Annotated in this window: 16 protein-coding genes and 1 pseudogene; 8 read left to right on the forward strand and 9 right to left on the reverse strand. The window is 71.9% G+C overall.

Annotation, left to right across the window (positions count from 1 at the left end):
* Positions 1-267 precede the first annotated feature (267 nt).
* The gene (gdhA, locus tag J7F03_RS13020; protein WP_214949030.1) at positions 268-1,632 is read right to left on the reverse strand and encodes an NADP-specific glutamate dehydrogenase; all 1,365 of its coding nucleotides are present in this window, start codon (positions 1,630-1,632) and stop codon (positions 268-270) included.
* 339 nt (positions 1,633-1,971) lie between these two features.
* Between gdhA and J7F03_RS13025 the strand changes: the two genes are divergently transcribed.
* Positions 1,972-2,472, forward strand: a complete 501-nt coding sequence (locus J7F03_RS13025; RefSeq protein WP_214949032.1) for a DUF1772 domain-containing protein — start codon at positions 1,972-1,974, stop codon at positions 2,470-2,472.
* A 7-nt stretch (positions 2,473-2,479) separates the two neighbouring features.
* On the opposite strand, the gene J7F03_RS13030 is transcribed toward J7F03_RS13025, so the two are convergent.
* A complete protein-coding gene (locus J7F03_RS13030) occupies positions 2,480-3,013 on the reverse strand; it encodes a DUF1772 domain-containing protein (RefSeq protein ID WP_214949034.1) in 534 nt (177 codons plus the stop codon).
* A gap of 192 nt (positions 3,014-3,205) precedes the next feature.
* Here J7F03_RS13030 and J7F03_RS13035 point away from each other — a divergent pair, with 192 nt between their 5' ends.
* Positions 3,206-3,697 carry a GNAT family N-acetyltransferase gene (locus J7F03_RS13035; RefSeq protein WP_214949036.1) on the forward strand — a complete coding sequence of 164 codons (492 nt, stop codon included), beginning with the start codon at positions 3,206-3,208 and terminating at the stop codon, positions 3,695-3,697.
* A gap of 80 nt (positions 3,698-3,777) precedes the next feature.
* Here J7F03_RS13035 and J7F03_RS13040 read toward each other — a convergent pair whose 3' ends face one another.
* The 3 genes and pseudogenes from J7F03_RS13040 to J7F03_RS13050 form a co-directional block, all read right to left on the reverse strand.
* Positions 3,778-4,692 carry an AraC family transcriptional regulator gene (locus J7F03_RS13040; protein WP_214949037.1) on the reverse strand — a complete coding sequence of 305 codons (915 nt, stop codon included), beginning with the start codon at positions 4,690-4,692 and terminating at the stop codon, positions 3,778-3,780.
* A 79-nt stretch (positions 4,693-4,771) separates the two neighbouring features.
* Positions 4,772-5,665 (reverse strand): NAD(P)H-binding protein, encoded by an 894-nt coding sequence (locus J7F03_RS13045; protein WP_214949038.1) that lies wholly within the window; start codon positions 5,663-5,665, stop codon positions 4,772-4,774.
* A gap of 97 nt (positions 5,666-5,762) precedes the next feature.
* Positions 5,763-5,864, reverse strand: a pseudogene (locus J7F03_RS13050) (DUF4287 domain-containing protein); the annotation flags it as partial.
* Between J7F03_RS13050 and J7F03_RS13055 the strand changes: the two are divergent.
* Together J7F03_RS13055 and J7F03_RS13060 are read left to right on the forward strand one after the other, a co-directional pair.
* Positions 5,851-6,609 carry an alpha/beta fold hydrolase gene (locus J7F03_RS13055; RefSeq protein ID WP_214949039.1) on the forward strand — a complete coding sequence of 253 codons (759 nt, stop codon included), beginning with the start codon at positions 5,851-5,853 and terminating at the stop codon, positions 6,607-6,609. The pseudogene J7F03_RS13050 and the gene J7F03_RS13055 sit on opposite strands and share 14 nt — an antisense overlap.
* Positions 6,610-6,680: 71 nt before the next feature.
* Positions 6,681-7,235 (forward strand): flavoprotein, encoded by a 555-nt coding sequence (locus J7F03_RS13060; protein WP_214949040.1) that lies wholly within the window; start codon positions 6,681-6,683, stop codon positions 7,233-7,235.
* A 19-nt stretch (positions 7,236-7,254) separates the two neighbouring features.
* On the opposite strand, the gene J7F03_RS13065 is transcribed toward J7F03_RS13060, so the two are convergent.
* The 4 genes from J7F03_RS13065 to J7F03_RS13080 all read right to left on the reverse strand — a co-directional run bounded on the left by J7F03_RS13065 (position 7,255) and on the right by J7F03_RS13080 (position 12,484).
* Positions 7,255-7,770, reverse strand: coding sequence for a DinB family protein (locus tag J7F03_RS13065; RefSeq protein ID WP_214949041.1), 516 nt, complete (start codon positions 7,768-7,770; stop codon positions 7,255-7,257).
* 57 nt (positions 7,771-7,827) lie between these two features.
* Positions 7,828-9,003 (reverse strand): epoxide hydrolase family protein, encoded by a 1,176-nt coding sequence (locus tag J7F03_RS13070; RefSeq protein WP_214949042.1) that lies wholly within the window; start codon positions 9,001-9,003, stop codon positions 7,828-7,830.
* On the reverse strand, positions 9,000-9,692 hold the full coding sequence (locus J7F03_RS13075; RefSeq protein ID WP_214949044.1) for a ScbR family autoregulator-binding transcription factor: 693 nt from the start codon (positions 9,690-9,692) through the stop codon (positions 9,000-9,002). Before J7F03_RS13075 ends, J7F03_RS13070 begins: the two co-directional genes overlap by 4 nt.
* 1,991 nt (positions 9,693-11,683) lie before the next feature.
* Positions 11,684-12,484 carry a TetR/AcrR family transcriptional regulator gene (locus J7F03_RS13080; RefSeq protein ID WP_214949046.1) on the reverse strand — a complete coding sequence of 267 codons (801 nt, stop codon included), beginning with the start codon at positions 12,482-12,484 and terminating at the stop codon, positions 11,684-11,686.
* Between the two features lie 282 nt (positions 12,485-12,766).
* Between J7F03_RS13080 and J7F03_RS13085 the strand changes: the two genes are divergently transcribed.
* The 4 genes from J7F03_RS13085 to J7F03_RS13100 form a co-directional block, all read left to right on the forward strand.
* Positions 12,767-13,441 (forward strand): ScbR family autoregulator-binding transcription factor, encoded by a 675-nt coding sequence (locus tag J7F03_RS13085; protein ID WP_214949048.1) that lies wholly within the window; start codon positions 12,767-12,769, stop codon positions 13,439-13,441.
* A gap of 358 nt (positions 13,442-13,799) precedes the next feature.
* A complete protein-coding gene (locus J7F03_RS13090) occupies positions 13,800-15,062 on the forward strand; it encodes a ParA family protein (RefSeq protein WP_214949050.1) in 1,263 nt (420 codons plus the stop codon).
* On the forward strand, positions 15,059-15,991 hold the full coding sequence (locus tag J7F03_RS13095) for a ParB/RepB/Spo0J family partition protein (RefSeq protein WP_214949052.1): 933 nt from the start codon (positions 15,059-15,061) through the stop codon (positions 15,989-15,991). Before J7F03_RS13090 ends, J7F03_RS13095 begins: the two co-directional genes overlap by 4 nt.
* Before the next feature lie 110 nt (positions 15,992-16,101).
* On the forward strand, positions 16,102-16,402 hold a 301-nt coding region (locus tag J7F03_RS13100), incomplete at its 3' end, for a helix-turn-helix transcriptional regulator (RefSeq protein ID WP_214949054.1).

A 16,402-nucleotide genomic window follows, 5' to 3' on the forward strand; every position in this document is an offset into this window, starting at 1 on the left:
CCGCCGGCGTTTTGAGGCGCGGGGTCTGGGGCGGAGCCCCAGGGAGCCCGGGCAGAGCCCGGGCTCCCACGGGTCCGGGCGGAGCCCGGGGAACGGAGGAAGGGCGGGGCGGGGACAAGCCCGCGCAGCGGCGGCCCTAAGGCACGCGCACCCAGGCCCAGGCCCCGGCCCCGGCCCCGCAAAACAACCCGCCCAGCCCGCCCAGCCCGCCCAGCCCGGCCGGCCCGGCCAAGGCAGCCAAAGCCCGGCCAAGCCCGAAGGGCTGACTCAGATCAGCCCCTGCGCCAGCATCGCGTCCGCCACCCGCTCGAACCCCGCGATGTTCGCGCCGACCACATAGTCCCCGGCGGAGCCGTACCGCTCGGCGGTCTCGTAGGACACCGCGTGGATGTCCCGCATGATCCCCGCCAGCTCCGCCTCGACCCGCTCCGCGCTCCACGCCACGCGCCCCGCGTTCTGCGCCATCTCCAGCGCGCTGACCGCGACACCGCCCGCGTTCGCCGCCTTGCCGGGCCCGAAGGCGACCCCGGCCGCCTGCAGCAGGTGCACCGCCTCCGGCGTGGTCGGCATGTTGGCGCCCTCCGACACCGCCTTGACCCCGTTCGCGATGAGCGAGCGCGCGTCGGCCTCGGTCAGCTCGTTCTGCGTCGCCGACGGGAAGGCCACCTCGGCCGCGACGTCCCACACCCGCCCGCCCGGCACGAACCGCGCCGAGGCCCCGCGCCGCTGCGCGTACTCGCTCACGCGCCCGCGCTCGACCTCCTTGATCTGCTTCAGCAGGGCGAGGTCGATGCCCTTGTCGTCGACGACGTAGCCCTGGGAGTCGGACGCGGTCAGCGGGTTCGCGCCGAGCTGCTGCAGCTTCTCGATCGTGTACAGCGCGACGTTGCCCGAGCCGGACACCACCGCCGTCTGGCCGTCCAGGGACAGCCCCTTGACGGCCAGCATCTCGGCGGCGAACAGCACGCTGCCGTAGCCGGTGGCCTGCGGGCGGATCAGCGAGCCGCCCCAGCCCTGGCCCTTGCCGGTCAGGACGCCGGCCTCCCAGCGGTTGGTGATGCGCCGGTACTGGCCGAAGAGGTAGCCGATCTCGCGGCCGCCGACGCCGATGTCGCCCGCCGGAACGTCCGTGTGCTCGCCAATGTGGCGGTGCAGCTCGGTCATGAACGACTGGCAGAAGCGCATGACCTCGGCGTCCGACCGCCCGCGCGGGTCGAAGTCGCTGCCGCCCTTGCCGCCGCCGATGCCGAGCCCCGTCAGCGCGTTCTTGAAGATCTGCTCGAAGCCGAGGAACTTCACCACGCCGATGTCCACGGACGGGTGGAAGCGCAGGCCGCCCTTGTACGGGCCGAGCGCGCTGTTGAATTCGACGCGGTAGCCGCGGTTGACGTGGACGTGACCGCGATCGTCCTGCCACGGCACCCGGAAGATGATCTGCCGCTCCGGCTCGGTGAGCCGCTCCAGCAGGGCCGCACCGGGCTCCGCGTACTCGGGCCGTGCCGCGAACACGGGAGCCAGGGTGTCCAGCACCTCCCGTACCGCCTGGTGGAACTCGGGCTGGGCGGGGTTCCGGCGCTCGATGTCGGCACGCAGCGCGTCCAGCCGGCCCTGCGGGTCCTTAGCGTCGTTCACGGTCTGCTCCTCCTGGTTTTCGATGCCGGGACCGGCTCCGAGATGCGGCTCGGCACTCCGGAGCAGACTTTCGCATAGCGGAAATCGTCGGCCGGACACGGCCCCAGCCGGAGGGTACCTTGCCCTCCGAGTGTGCCCATGAGCCTTTTCGGCCTGCTCGACAGAGCCTCGACCCCGCTCACGGGACGGCCTCGGCCACGGCCCGCCCATCATCACGACCACAAAGAATGACGACGCCCACCCCCCTGGACACACCCCCTAGACACAGCCCCGGAAACACAGCCCCGGAAACGACCACGACCGTGGACACGACCACGAAGAAGGGCATAGACAAGGACCATGGACACCGCACGGCTCGCCGCCCTAGTCGCCGCGACGCTCACCACGGGCCTGATGGCCGGTCTGTTCTTCGCCTTCGACGTCTCGGTGATGCCGGCCCTCAAGCGCTCCGACGACCGGACCCTCATCTCGGTGATGCAGCGCGTGAACACCTCCATCATCAATGGCTGGTTCATGCTGGCCTTCCTCGGCGCGCTCCTGTTCACCGCCCTCGCGCTGGCCCTGCACCTGCCCGCCGGCGAGCACGCCGCAGTGCCCCCGCTGTCCGGGGCACTGCTCGCCTACGTACTCGCCCTCGCGGTCACCGGCCGGGTGAACATCCCGCTCAACAACGCCCTGGAGGCGGCCGGCCCCGCCGAGCGGATCGCCGATCCGGCCGCCGTGCGCCGGGCGTTCGAGACGAAGTGGGTGCCCGCCAACCGCTGGCGCACCGCACTGTGCACAGCCGCCCTGGGCTGCCAGTCCTGGGCCCTCTGGGCGTCGGCGGCACACAGCCTCTGAGCGACCCTCAACGAGCGGACGCCCCACGGCCCCCAGCCCGCCGCCCGTACAGTACGAGCGCCCGCGCCAAGGCGGTCAGCGCCGCCGTGCAGAGCAGCGTCCGCACGATGTTCACCGTCTCCCAGGTGCCCTTGAACTTGTCGACGACCGAGAAGTCGGTGAGCTGCGCGGCGTCACCCGCGTCGGCGAGCTCGTTGTTGAGCGGAATGTTGACCGTGAAGGTGACGACGAGGACGACCAGGTACGCCGCCCCGGCCAGCGCGGTCCACAGCGCGACCTCCCGGCGCCCGGCCCGCGCCTCGACGAACGCCGCGGCGAAGACCGCGAGCAGCGCGACGACGAAGACCGTCCCGAAGAGGGGGTTGCCGTCGATGACGGCGTTGAAGTTCTGCATCGCGGTGACGTACGTGCGGTCGTCGGCCTTCGCGAGCCCCGGCATCACCGAGACGTCGAAGGCGAAGAACAGCCCTGCCATCAGGCCGACCAGCACGGTCGACAGTACGAGCAGGACGCTGGAGAGTCTGGTGCCGGTGGATCCCATCTGTGCCCCCGTCCGAATCCGAAAATGAACGCGGGAGGCTCCAACCGCCCCCCGACGGCTGCTGATCGTGCCACCACCGCCGGCATCCGGCCAGTGGTCCTCGGGGGCCGTACCGTCGTCCGTACCGTCGTCCGTACGGGCCTCCGTACCGGCCCCGGAAAGCTGCATGCAGCGCACACGTAGGCTGCGGGAATGACCACCAGCACACGGACTCCGTCCCTCCGCCTCGAACCGGTCACCCCGGACGACTTCGACGCAGTCTGCGCGCTGTCGGTCCGCCCCGACCAGGCGCACCTGGTCGCCCCGGTCGTGAAGTCGCTGGCCGAGGCGTACGTCCACGGGGAGACGGCCTGGCCGCGGGCGATCGTCGACGGCGACGAGATCGTCGGCTTCGTGATGGCCTTCCTCGACATCGCCTGGAACCCGGCCGGGGACCCCCGCGACATCCGCTCCGGCCTGTGGCGCCTGAACATCTCGGCCGCCCACCAGTCCAAGGGCTACGGCCGCTTCGCGGTCGAGGCGGTGGCCGCCGAACTCCGCGGCCGCGGCGCCTCCCACGCCTACGTCACCTGGCACGTCGGCCCCGGCACCCCCGAACCGTTCTACCTCGGCCTGGGCTTCCGCCCGACGGGCGAGCAGAGCGACGGCGAAACGGTCGCCGTACTGGACCTGACCGGCCCGTAGTCTCACCACCCGAGCCCCGAGCCCCGAGCCCGGCGCCCCGAGCCCCGAGCCCCGAGCCCCGAGCCCCGAGCCCCCAGCCCCTACGAAGCGGACGCCACCCCCGCCCTGAACTCCCGCGGGCTGATGCCCCGCACCCGCTTGAAGGCCGTCGACAGCGCGAAAGCCGAGCTGTAGCCGACCTGGTGGGCAGCTGAGGCGAGCGTCGTCGACGGGTCACGCAGGAGGTCCGCCGCCAGGGCCAGGCGCCAGCCCGTCAGGTAGGACATCGGGGGCTCGCCGACGAGTTCGGTGAAGCGGCGGGCCAACGCGGCCCGGGAGACGCCCACCTTGTGGGCCAGCGACTCCACCGTCCAGCCGTACGCGGGGTTCTCGTGGAGCAGCCGCAGCGCCGGACCGGTCACCGGGTCGTTCTCGGCGCCGCCGCGTTCCGCGAGCCAGCCCCGTACGACACCGACGAGCAGCAGGTCCAGCAGCCTGCCCAGGACGACCTCCTGGGCAGGCTCCGTACGGGAGATCTCCCCGCCGAGCAGCGTGACCAGCGCGGGGTCCACCGGCCCGGCCAGCACCGGCGGAAGCGCCTCGAGCAGACGGCTGCCGATCTCGCCCGGGTTCTGGTAGGTGCCGCTCAGCAGCACCACCGAGCCGGCCGCCTCGCCCCACGTCCGCACCCCGAGCGCCATCGAGTCGGACACGTCCTGCCCGTCGTCCACTTTGCTGCACCGCTGGTCCGGTCCCACCCTGATCTGCGGGGGCGTGTCCCGGGCGTCGGCGATGGTGTACGGATCCGGTCCCCGTACGAGGGCCGCCTCGCCCGGCGCGACGAGCACCGGCTCGCCCCCGTCGGGGAGCAGCCACGCCGACCCGTTCACCGTCGTCATCACCGACAGCGGGGCCCGGTCCTCGATCCGGACCGCCCAGGGCGGGGTGAAGACGGACTTGATGAAGTAGGCCGACCTGGCCTTGGGTCCTTCGAGGAGAGCCGTCAGCGTGTCCATCGGCCCATTCTCCCCAAGCGCTTCCCGCTCCCTCCACCCCTCCCACCCGTCGCCGGCCCGCCCGCCCCGCTCGAAGTTCCTACGCGTCCCAGACGCCACGGGCCGCCGCCTCCCGCGCGAAGTCGGCGAAGTCCCGCGGCTTCCGGCCCAGCACTTCCTCGACCCCGCCCACCAGATGCGCGTTGCGTCCGTCCAGGATCAGTGTGAACAGGTCCGTGAACTCCTCCGGCAGTCCGTTCTCGCGCAGCACCGCCCGGTAGGCCTCGTTCGAGATCGGGACGTACGAGATCTCGCGCCCCGTGGCCTTCGACAGCTCGGCGGCGACGTCGGCGAAGCTGAGCAGCCGCGGGCCGGAGAGCTCGTACGTGCGGCCGATGTGCCGGTCGTCGGTCAGCGCGGCCACCACCACGTCGGCGATGTCGTCGGCGTCGATGAACGGTTCGAGGGCGTCGGCCGTCGGCAGGGCGATCTCGCCCGCCAGCACGGGCTCCAGGAAGAAGCTCTCGTCGAAGTTCTGGTTGAACCAGGCCGAGCGCACGACCGTCCAGTCGGCCCCGGACGCCTTCAGCGCGTCCTCGCTCCGCTCCGCCGCCTCCTCGCCGCGCCCCGACAGCAGCACCAGCCGGCGCGCACCCGCCGCCACCGCCGCCCGGGCGAAGGCGCCGATCTGCTCGACGGCACCCGGGAAGGAGAGGTCGGGGTAGTACGTGACGTACGCCCGGTCCACGCCCTCCAGGGCCGGGCCCCAACTCTCGGGCTCGTTCCAGTCGAAGGCCGGCTCACCGCCGCGCGATCCGACACGGACCGGCTGCCCCAGGGCGGTGAGCTTCTCGGCCACGCGCCGCCCCGTCTTGCCCGTACCGCCGATGACCAGCGTCCGGGGGCCGCTCCCCGTGTTGTGCGCCTGGCTGCCCTGCGCCTGGCTGCCCTGCGCCTGGCTGTCCTGCGACTCGTTGTTCTGCGTCTTCGTCATGGCACCAGTCAACGCGTCCCGCGCTGGACGGAACATCGCCGAGAAGCTCAATCACATACGCCTGCGTCTACCGTTTGGCCGTCTACGGCTTGGCCGTCTACGGCTTGGCGAGGGTGTGCGCCACGAGCGCGTTGGCGTGCCCGTGCCCGAGGCCGTGCTCGCTCTTGAGCCAGGCGACGAGTTCCATGTGCTTGGTCAGCCTCCACGGCCTCGCGGGCCACGCGGGCCACGCGGGCCACGCGGGCGAGTGGGACGCGGCCGCCGCGCACCTCGCCCCGCACCACCGCGTGGTGGCGGTGGACCAGCGCGGTCACGGCGCGAGCGAGCGCCGCCCCGCGGACGTCTCCCGAGCCGCGTACGTGGCGGACGTGCGGGCCGTCTGCGAACAGCTCGGCCTGCACCGCCCGGTCCTGGTGGGCCAGTCGCTCGGCGGCCACACCGCGATGCTCACTGCGGCCGCCCACCCGGACCTCGTACGGGGCCTCGTGCTGGTCGAGGCCGGCGCGGCCGCCGCCGATCCGGGCACCCCCGAGGAGATCGGCGGCTGGCTGGACTCCTGGCCGCTCCCCTTCCCCTCGCCGGCCGCGGCGCGGGCGTTCCTCACCGGGGAGGGCCTCAACGGCGAGGCCTGGGCGGCCGGTCTGGAGCAGCGCGCGGACGGCTGGCACCCACGGTTCGAGCACTCGGTGATGGTCGCGGCCATCTCCGAGAACAGCACCCGCGACTGGTGGCCCGAGTGGCGCCGGGTCCGGTGCCCGGCGCTGCTCGTCATCGGGGAGAAGGGCATCATCCCGCCCGCGGAATCCATCCGGATGCTCGACTCCGCCGACCCGTCCACGAGGATGACGGCGGTCTCGGTCCCGGGCTCCGGCCACGACGTCCACCTGGACCGGCCCGGCGCCCTGCACACCCTGCTGTCGGACTTCCTCGCAACGCTCCTCTGAGCCCTGACCGCTGGCGCCGATCGCGCACCCTCAAGTGAACTTGAGGTCAAGCAATATGATCACATTGCGGTATGACCACGACGAAGACCCTCTACCTGCTCTGCTCCGCCGCCCCGCCCGTCTTCGACGTGGCCCATGTCATCGAGGATGCCCAGTCCCGGGGCTGGGACGTCTGCCTCGGCCTCACCCCCACCGCCGCGCACTGGCTGTCCGGCAACCTCGACGGCCTCGCCGCGCTCACCGGCCACCCCGTCCGCTGGCAGTACAAGCTCCCCGGGGAGCCCGACGTATGGCCGACGGCCGACGCCCTGCTCGTCGCTCCGGCCACCTTCAACTCCGTCAACTCCTGGGCGCTCGGCCTCACCGACCGGTTCGTCATCGGCATCGCCGCCGAGGCCATCGGCAAGGGCACCCCCATCGTCACCATGCCCTGCACGAACGCCGCCCTCGCCGCCCACCCCCAGTTCGACCAGTCCCTGGCCGTCCTGCGCGGCGCCGGCGTCTCCGTCCTCGTCGGCGAGGACGGATTCACCCCCGGCCCGGCCGGCCCGGACACCCCGGAGCACTTCCCGTGGACGGTGGCCCTGGACGCCGTGGACCGCGCCGCGGCGGCCACGGCCCAGTAGGGACGGGCCCGAGACGGGCCTACTCCCCCGTCGTCCCGTCGATCACCTCGCGCAGCAGGTCCGCGTGCCCGTTGTGCCGGGCGTACTCCTCGATCATGTGGGCCAGGATGTAGTGCAGGGAGTAGGGCTGGCCGTCGTAAGAGCCGGTCACGTCCAGGGACTCGGCCGCGTCCACGATCGCCCGCGAGCGCTCGCAGGTGTCCTCCCAGATCTTGAACGACCCCGCGACATCGGCGACGTGCGGGTCGTCGACGTGGAACTCGGTCCGCTCCCCCGCCTCGTTCTTCGGGAAGTAGCCGCGTACGTCCTCGCCGCCCACGATGTTGCGGAACCAGCCGCGCTCGACCTCCGCGAGATGCCGGACGAGCCCGAGCAGGCTCAGCCCCGACGGGGCCACCGCCTTGCGCCGCAGCTGCTCGTCCGTCAGCCCCGCGCACTTCATCATCAAGGTGTCGCGCTGCCACTGCAGAACGCTGGTCAAGGTGGCGCGCTCATCGCCCACCAGTACGGGCCTGGTCCGCTGTTCGTCGATCATCGGCTGATCATCACAGTCGTACGCCCGCCCCCGCGTCCCCTCTCGCATCCCGGACGCTCACAGCGAGCGGAAGAAGGCCCTGACGTCCCCCACCAGCAGCTCCGGCACCTCCATCGCGGGGAAGTGCCCGCCCTTGTCGTACGAGGTCCAGCGCACGATGCGGTCGGTGCGCGCGGCGATGTGCCGCAGCGGCACGAAGTTGTCCCGCGGGAAGTCGGCGAGCGCGGTCGGGGTGCTCGACACCTCGGGCGGCAGGCCCTGGTAGTCGGCGTGTGCGCGCTCGTAGTAGATGCGGGCCGCGGAACCGGCCGTCCCGGTCAGCCAGTACAGCATCACGTTGGTCAGCATCTGGTCGCGATCGACGGGGCAGCGGGGGTCCGACCACTCCGCGAACTTCTCGCCGATCCAGGCGAGCAGCCCGACCGGCGAATCGTTCAACCCGTACGCGAGCGTCTGCGGCCGGGTCGCCTGGATGTCCGCGTAGCCCTGCCGCTCGCGTGCCCAGACCCGGTACCGCTCCCAAGAGGCGAGCGTGCGCTCCCGCTCGGCCGGGCTCAGCGCGGCCAGTTCGTCCGCCCGCGGCTCGGCGGTCGCCCCGCCTCCCGGGAGCAGGTTCAGGTGCACTCCGAGCACGTTCCCCGGCCGGATCCGCCCCAGCTCCCGCGAAACGGCCGCGCCCCAGTCGCCGCCCTGGACCCCGTACGACTCGTAACCGAGCCGCTCCATCAGGACCCCGAAGGCCCGTGCGACCCGCTTGAACTCCCACCCGCGCTCGGTGGTAGGCCCGGACAGGGCGAATCCCGGGATGTGGGGCAGTACGAGGTGGAAGGCGTCGGCCGGATCCCCGCCGTGTGCCCGCGGATCGGTCAGGGGGCCGGCGACCTTCTGGAACTCCACGAAGGAGCCGGGCCAGCCGTGCGTCATCAGCAGCGGTGTCGCGTCCGGCTCGGGCGAGCGCAGGTGCGCGAAGTGCACCCGGGCCCCGTCGATGACCGTGGTGTACTGCGGCCACTCGTTCAACTGTGCCTCGGCGGCCCGCCAGTCGTAACCCGTACGCCAGTACAGCGCGAGCTCACGCAGCTCCGCCAGCGGCATCCCGTACGCCCGCCCCGCCCCCGGCAGCTCGTCGGGCCACCGGGCCCGCTCCAGCCGCCAGGCCAGATCGTCCAGCTCCCGCTGCGCCACGTCGAGCCGGAACGGCTCCCACTGCCCGCCCCCGCTCGAACCGCTCAAGCCCTCGCCCCCCAGATCGTGTGGTCGTCGAATCCCGCTCCGGCAGCTGCCCGGGCCCCCGCGGCCACCTCCTCCAGCACCCGCCGGCCACGGTCCTCGGCCATGTCGAGCCGGCTGAGCATCGCCGGAGTCGCGATCCCCGGCAGGGCGTGCTGGTAGAGCGCGGCCACCCGGCGCTCGATGTCGCCGCGGTCGCTGAAGGTCTGCGAATAGAGCTGCACTCCCGTCCAGCACGCGGACAGGATCCAGGCCGTCTCGGCGGGATCCACGTGCGGCAGCAGCTCGCCCTGGCCCTTCGCCGCGGTCAGCAGCCTCCGCAGGATCTCGATCCACCCCGGGACCGCGCCTCCCCGGATCTCGAACGTCTCGGGTCCGAGCGAGAGTCTCGCGCCCGCGCTGATCATCGGTTCGTGTCTTATCCGGTACGCCGACACCATCGCGACGTCGACGACTTCCTGAAGTTTGCTCTCGCGGGGCGGCACCAAGAACTTGTCGTACTGCGCGTCGAGCACGCCCTGGGCCAGCTCCAGCTTCGAGGTGAAGTGGAAGTACAGAGCGCCCTTGGTCACCCCCGCGTGCGCGAGTATCTCCGCGATGGTGGCGGCCTCGTAGCCGCGCTCGGCGAAGACCACCGCCGCGGCTTCCAAGATTGCCCGCCGCGTACGGACCGCACGTTCCTGCCGCACCACGACCGTCTCCGATCTCCAAGGGGTTCCACCGGCGGCTGCGCACACATGATCCACCGGCCTGGCAAACCAAACCTGAAGGTCCGTAAGTTACCAAGTGGCTTCCGGCAGTTGTCGAGCGAGTCTGCCACCCGACGTTTCAATTCTGAACCCGCTCACACTCCCGTTTCATCCTGGATCCCCGCAACTCACAACGGCATCACCCACTGCGGCCGGAAGCCGACAATCCGCCATAAGAAACCGCCCAGATGGTTTCTTATCAGTAACATCCAAAGCCCCACCACCCCCACGCAACCCCGTGCCTCGAAGCCGAAGACCCGCCCCAGGAGCGCCCCGGGCGCGGTCGCACGGCCCGTCGACGAGGCCAGCCCCCGGGCCGACCCAGACCCGATCGCGCGGGCCGATCCGCGAGGCCAACCCCCCGACCGACCCAGACCCGATCGCGCAGGCCAGTCGACGAGGCCAACCCCCGGGCCAACCCAGACCCGATCGCGCGGGCCGGTCGGCGGGAGCCCCGTCCAGCGGCGGTGTGCCCGCGGTCTTGGCCGCACACCGCCAAGACCCTGGCCGCCCCGGCCCCCACCCCACGCCCCCCAGGCGCGGCCGGGCCAAGCTCCCAGACAAGATCCCCGCACCGGCCCGGGCAGGGCCGGGCCGAACCCCCGGACTCCGCGCCCGCCCAAAGATCCGCACACCGGCAACACCCGCAGCCAAGCCCCGACCCCACCACGCCCCCGCGACACAGGCCCCCGCCACCCGACCCGCAGGACCACGCCCCGGGTCCCTCCGCGCAGGGCCGGACTCCGAGACCACGAAGCGCCGCACACCACCAAGACCCCGGTCCGCCCCCAGCCCGCGACCACCCCCAGACCAAGCCGAGGTATGCCCCCGAACTCCAAGACCCCACACCGGCAAGCCCCGGCCGAGCCCCAAACCCCCGCGACACCACCACCGCACAGGCCACGCCACCCGACCCGGACCCCAACGCCACGAACCCGCGCCCCGGGTTGCCCCGGATCCGACCCCGGACTCCGAGCCCGCCCCGAAGGGCCACACACCGGCGAAACCCCAGCCGGCTCGGGCCCCCGCCCCACGGCCACGCCCCAGACCGAGCCGGGGCAAGCCTCCAGACTCCGAGCCCGCCCCGGAACGCCGCGCGCCCGCGAGACCCTGACCAACCCCCGCCACACCACTACGGCACAAGGCCCGCGTCAACCGACCCGAACCCACGACCACGCCCGGGCGGGCCCCGAACTCCGAGACCACCCGAGAGCCGCACACAGGCAAGGCCTTGGCCGACCCGGGCGCCAAGCCGCGGACCCACGCCATGCCACCGCGGCACGGACCCCCGGCAACCTGACCTGAGCCCCAACCCGACGACCACGGGCTCGCGCTTCGAAACCGCCCCGAAGGGGACACAGCAAGACCCGTACAGCCGGGGCACCTAGGCCGTCACCGCCATGCCGCCACAGCACGGGCCCCCACCGACCAACCCCGAACCCCATCCCCACGAGCACACCCCGGTTCCACCCGGAGCAGACCCCGGACTTCGACACTGCCCCGAAGGGCCGCGAACCGCCGAGACCCGTCTGGCCGGGGGCCGAGCCCCGATTCCCCGCCATGCCCCACGACACGGCCCCGGCAACCGACCCGGACCCCAACCCACGGCCGGGCAGGCCAGGCCAGCCAGACCAGTCGGGCCCGCCGAGCCAGCCAGGTCTGCCAGATCTACCGGGCCAGTCGGGTCTGCCAGGTCAGCCGAGCCAGCCAGACCAGCCAGACCAGCCGGGTCTGCCGAACCAGTCCGGCCAGCCAGGTCTGCGGGCCTCCGCCGGGCCGGCCGGGTCCGCCAGACCAGCCGAGCCCACCAGTCCAGCCGAGCCTGCCGAATCGGGCTGGCAGGCCCAGGCGGCCGGGCCGCCGCACCCCTCCTCACCGTTAACGGCGTTAACGCCGTTAACGCCTACACCCCTACACCCCTACACCTCTACGCCCTACGCCCCGCCGGCTCGCCCGGCCCGCTCAGCCATCAACAGCCCAAGCCCATCGAGGATCCGCTCCAGCCCGAAATCCAGGGCCTGGTCCTGCCCCCCGTGCTCCGCTACGGAGGCCAGCGCGGCCCGGAGCGACGGGTACCTCTCCCCGTGCACCCTCATAACCTCCCCGAGCGCCGTCACCAGTTGCGCGTCAGGCCCCTCCCCCATGACCCCGCCCGCCCCCGCGTCACGGCTCGCGCCCGCGCCGCTGCCCGCACCCCCACCCATCGCCCGCTCCTGCTCCGCGATCCCCCGTACATGCCCCGACAGCAGCACCACCGCGTCGACCCCCTCGGCCCCGGTCAGCCCGCACCCGTCGAGCGCGGCGAGCGCCCGCTCCATCCACCCGACCTCACGCGGCCCCATCACCCGGGCCCCGACCGTCGCTTCCAGCAGCCAGGGATGCGCCCGGAACCCGGCGAGCAGCCCGCGCGCCCACGCCTCGAGCCGCTCCCGCCAGCCCTCCCCGGCCGCACGGCCGTCCAGCGCCGACGGGTCCGGCATCGCCGCCTCCACCATCAGCGCGACGAGCTCCGCCTTGCCCGGCACGTACCGGTACAGCGCCATCTTCGTGACGGCCAGCTGCCCGGCCACCCCCTGCATGGATGCGCCGGCCAGCCCTTCGGTGTCGGCGAGGGCGACTCCGGCCCCGGCGATCCCCTCCAGCGTGAGCCCCCGTTTGGGCCCGCGCGCGGGCTTGGCGGGCGGCCCCCAGAGCAGCCGCACGGCCGCGCCCCACTGCTCGTCCGCGTCCGTCATCGGATCTCCTTGTCTCGCCCGCCATTAAACTGTGTCTACCGTACACGTTAACGGCGTTAACGCCGTTAACGGCGTCTCCACCCTCCCGCCCTCGCCCCGAACCCCCCACCCGACACAGCAGACACACCAGCCCCCGCGTTAACGCCGTTAATGCTCCGGCACCCAAAAAAGTACTGGTCGACTGGTTTCTTTAATCGCCATCGGTCTAGATTGGCCCTCAACGGCCCGCCTTGATCAACTCGGCGGTTCCAGCGAAGTACCGCGATCCCAGGGGGAAGGCGCATGGCGAGGGCCAGGCAGGAACGGGCGGAGATCACTCGGCACGCGATCCTCGACGGCGCGGCCATCGCCTTCGACGCGAAGGGGTTCCACGGCACCAGCCTGACCGACGTGGTCGGGCACGCCGGTGTCACCAAGGGCGCCCTGTACTTCCACTTCCCCTCCAAGGAAGCCCTCGCCCGCACCTTGATGGACGAGCAGTTCCAGGTTTCCGAGAACGTCCCCGCCATCGAGGAGCCGGGCCTCCAGACCGTCATCGACCTGACCCACCAGATGGCGTTCGGGCTGCGGACCAATGTCCGCATCCGCGCCGGCATCCGTCTGGTCATCGAGTTCGGCTCCTTCACCGACCCGGACCCGACCCCGTACAACACCTGGATCGACACCTGCCACGGCTGTCTGACACCGGCCCAGGAACGCGGCGACGTACTGCCGTCGCTCGACGTGCGCGACCTGGCGACCATGCTCGCCGGCTCGTTCACCGGCATCCAGGTGACGTCGCACGTGCGCACCGGCCGCGAGGACCTGCACACCCGGGTCATCGACCTGTGGAACTTCCTGCTCCCGGGGATCGTGCCCGCGCACCGCATCCCCGACTTCGACCCGGCCGGCTCGCCCGAGTGCCGGACCGAGCTCGGTCTGCCGGCCCCCGACTCACCGCGAGTCACGGTCGGCTGACGACGCATCCAGGGCGGCCTCGCACACTCCGTGGTGAACCACGGGGGTGCTCGCTACGGCGTATGCGAGGCCGCCCTGTCGCGTACCCGGACCACACCCGAGGCACATCCGGGGCACTTCCGAACCGGACGCGGCCGAACCGAACCCGGGCCGAACGCAGCCGGCACTCATCCGCGATGCAGGACGACCTCACCCCCGGACACAACCCGGTCGCAGCGGGCCTCAGCCAGGCCTCAGCCCCGACACAGCCCCGATTCAGCCCTGTTCCGGCCCGATCCGGACACTTCCACACCACTTCGTTAGCAAAACCCAAGCGTGGCGCCCGCAGACACCCCGGAACGTTAGTAAAGTCCCTCTCATGACTTCGCCCTCGTCACCGAACGACCGAGAGAAGGTCGTCTCCAAACTCCCCTCGTGGCTGCGCCAGGAACTGAAGATCCGCACCGCCCAGCTTCGTGTGGACATCCAGGACGCCGTTCACCAGGGCATCGCCCACTGGAGCGCTCTCGCCTCCGCGCCCTCCCCCGTCGACACCTCCGGCGCCGAGTCCTTCTCCACCTGGCTGCCCGCCGGCCAGTGGGAGTCCTTCCGCGCCGACTCCAAGGACCGCGGTGTCTCCCTCATCCAGGGGCTCGCCCAAGCCGTCCGCCTCTGGCTGGAGATGAATCCGGCCCCCACCGTCAAGCGGCCCTCCGTCGTCCGCCGCATCGTGGTGTGCAACCAGAAGGGCGGCGTCGGCAAGACCGCCATCACCGCCGGCACCGCCGAGGCCCTCGCCGAGGACCCCGCCAGCCTCCACCCGGTCCGCGTCGCCCGCCAACTGGCCCGGCTCTCGGCCGTCGAGGACGGCGAGGAGCCCGGCGCGGATTCCGGCCCTCCCGTCGACCTGGAAGACCTGCCCGGCCTCGGCATGCGCGTCCTGCTGGTCGACTTCGACCCCCAGGGCCACCTCACCAAGCAGCTCGGCCAACAGCCGCTGCCCATCGGCGGCGACAGCCTCACCTGCCACATGGCGGGCGAGGCCAAGGGCCCCCTCTCCGACCTGATCGTCCCCATCCCGGACGACCGCTTCGGCGACCGGCTGCACATCCTGCCCGCCTGCACCGACGCCTTCCTCCTCGACGTCCGCCTCTCCACCGTCCGCGCCCGCGAGGCCGCCCTCGAGCGCGCGCTGGCTCCCGTCGAGGCCGACTACGACGTCATCCTCATCGACTGCCCGCCGAGCCTCGGCCTCAGCATGGACGCGGCCATCTACTACGGGCGACGCCGCGACGCCGAACAGCCGGGCGCCTCCGGCGCGCTGATCGTCGTACAGGCCGAGGACTCCTCCGCGGACGCCTACGACCTGCTCACCTCCCAGATCAACGATCTGCGCGACGATCTCAGCCTCGAGATCGACTACCTCGGGCTCGTCGTCAACCTCTACGACGGCCGGCGCGGCTACATCGCGACCTCCTCCCTCCAGGCCTGGATGGACATAAAGGATCCGCGAGTGGTGGCCATCGTCCCCGACCTCAAGGAACAGCGGGAAGCGGTACGCGTGAAGCAGCCGCTGTTCGTCTACGCACCCAAGGGCGACCAGGCGGTCGCACTGCGCGCCCTCGCAAGGGAGATCTCATGAGCAAGGCCGACAAACTCGGAGTCTCGACGTCCTTCGCCCGCGCCCAGCCGGTCGGCGTCAGCTCCCGCCGCGCGGCCATCGCGGAGGCCACCGGCGCCCCCACCTCCGGGGTTGTCCCGCCGTCCGAGGTCCCCATCGAGGCTCTCGCCCACAACCCGTTCAACCTCCGCGAGGACCTCACCGAGATCCACGAACTGGCCCACTCCTTGAGCGTCCGGGGCCAGCTCCAGCCCCTCGCCGTCGCCACCCGGATGGCGTTCATGGAGGCCCACCCGGGCCACACCGACGGCCTCGGCCGCGCCCCGTACGTCGTCATCGACGGCAACCGGCGCCTGGCGGCGGCCCAGCGCGCCGGCCTCCGGACCATGCACATCCACGTCAACGACTCGCTCGCCACCTCGGCGGCGGACATCCTCGAGTCGGCGCTCATCGCCAACGTCCACCGCGTCGACGTGGCCCCCATGGACCAGGCCCGCGCGCTCCAGGAGCTCGTCGAGGTCCACGGCTCCCAGGCCCAGGTCGCCAAGCGGCTCGGCAAGACGCCGGCCTGGGTCTCCCAGCGCCTGACCCTCCTCAACCTCACCCCGGAACTCCAGGACAAGGTGGAGACGGGCGAACTGAAGGTGGAACCGGCCCGCCGCATCGGCCGCCTCCCCCACGAGGACCAGGCGACGGCGGCGGAGGAAGCCGTTAACGCCGTTAATCCCCCGCGCCAGCGCACCCGCCCGGCAGCCGCCAAAGCCCCGGCCCCGGCCCCCGCCTCCACCGTCGGCGACGACCCGCAGGACGCCGGCGCCGCACAGGCCCCGGCTCCCCGCCGGATCACGATCGTGGCGGACTCGCCCGACAGCATCGCGGACGCCCTCACCGCGCACCTCACCCCGGACGACCTGAAGGCGGTCACGGAACTCCTGCTGACCCGCATCTGACACGACGGGGGCGCTGACGCCGTTAACGGCGTTAACGCCGTTAACGCCCCCACGTGTGTTTCATGTGCGTTCCAAGGTGCGGTTCGCATAAGCTGCGGCTGGAGGTTTCCATGCTCAACGCGCACGACGACAACGAACAGACCACGCTCTTCGCCGCGGTCGACGCACTACTGGAAGAGGCCGCGGCCCAAGACGCCCTCCCGCACCCGGACGAGCGCAAGCGCCTCCGCGAGGCCGCGGGACTGAGCCAGGACCAGATCGCCCAGGCCCTCTCCGTCCGCCGCGAAACGGTCACCTCCTGGGAAACGGGCCGCACCGCCCCGCGTCCCCCCAAGCGCGCCGCCTACGCCCGCCTCCTCAACGGCCTCGCGGAACTGCACCCCGTTAACGGCGTTAACGGCGTTAACGCCG

Origin of the sequence: Streptomyces sp. ISL-43, assembly GCF_018614195.1 — a bacterium.
Taxonomy (GTDB): Bacteria; Actinomycetota; Actinomycetes; order Streptomycetales; family Streptomycetaceae; genus Streptomyces.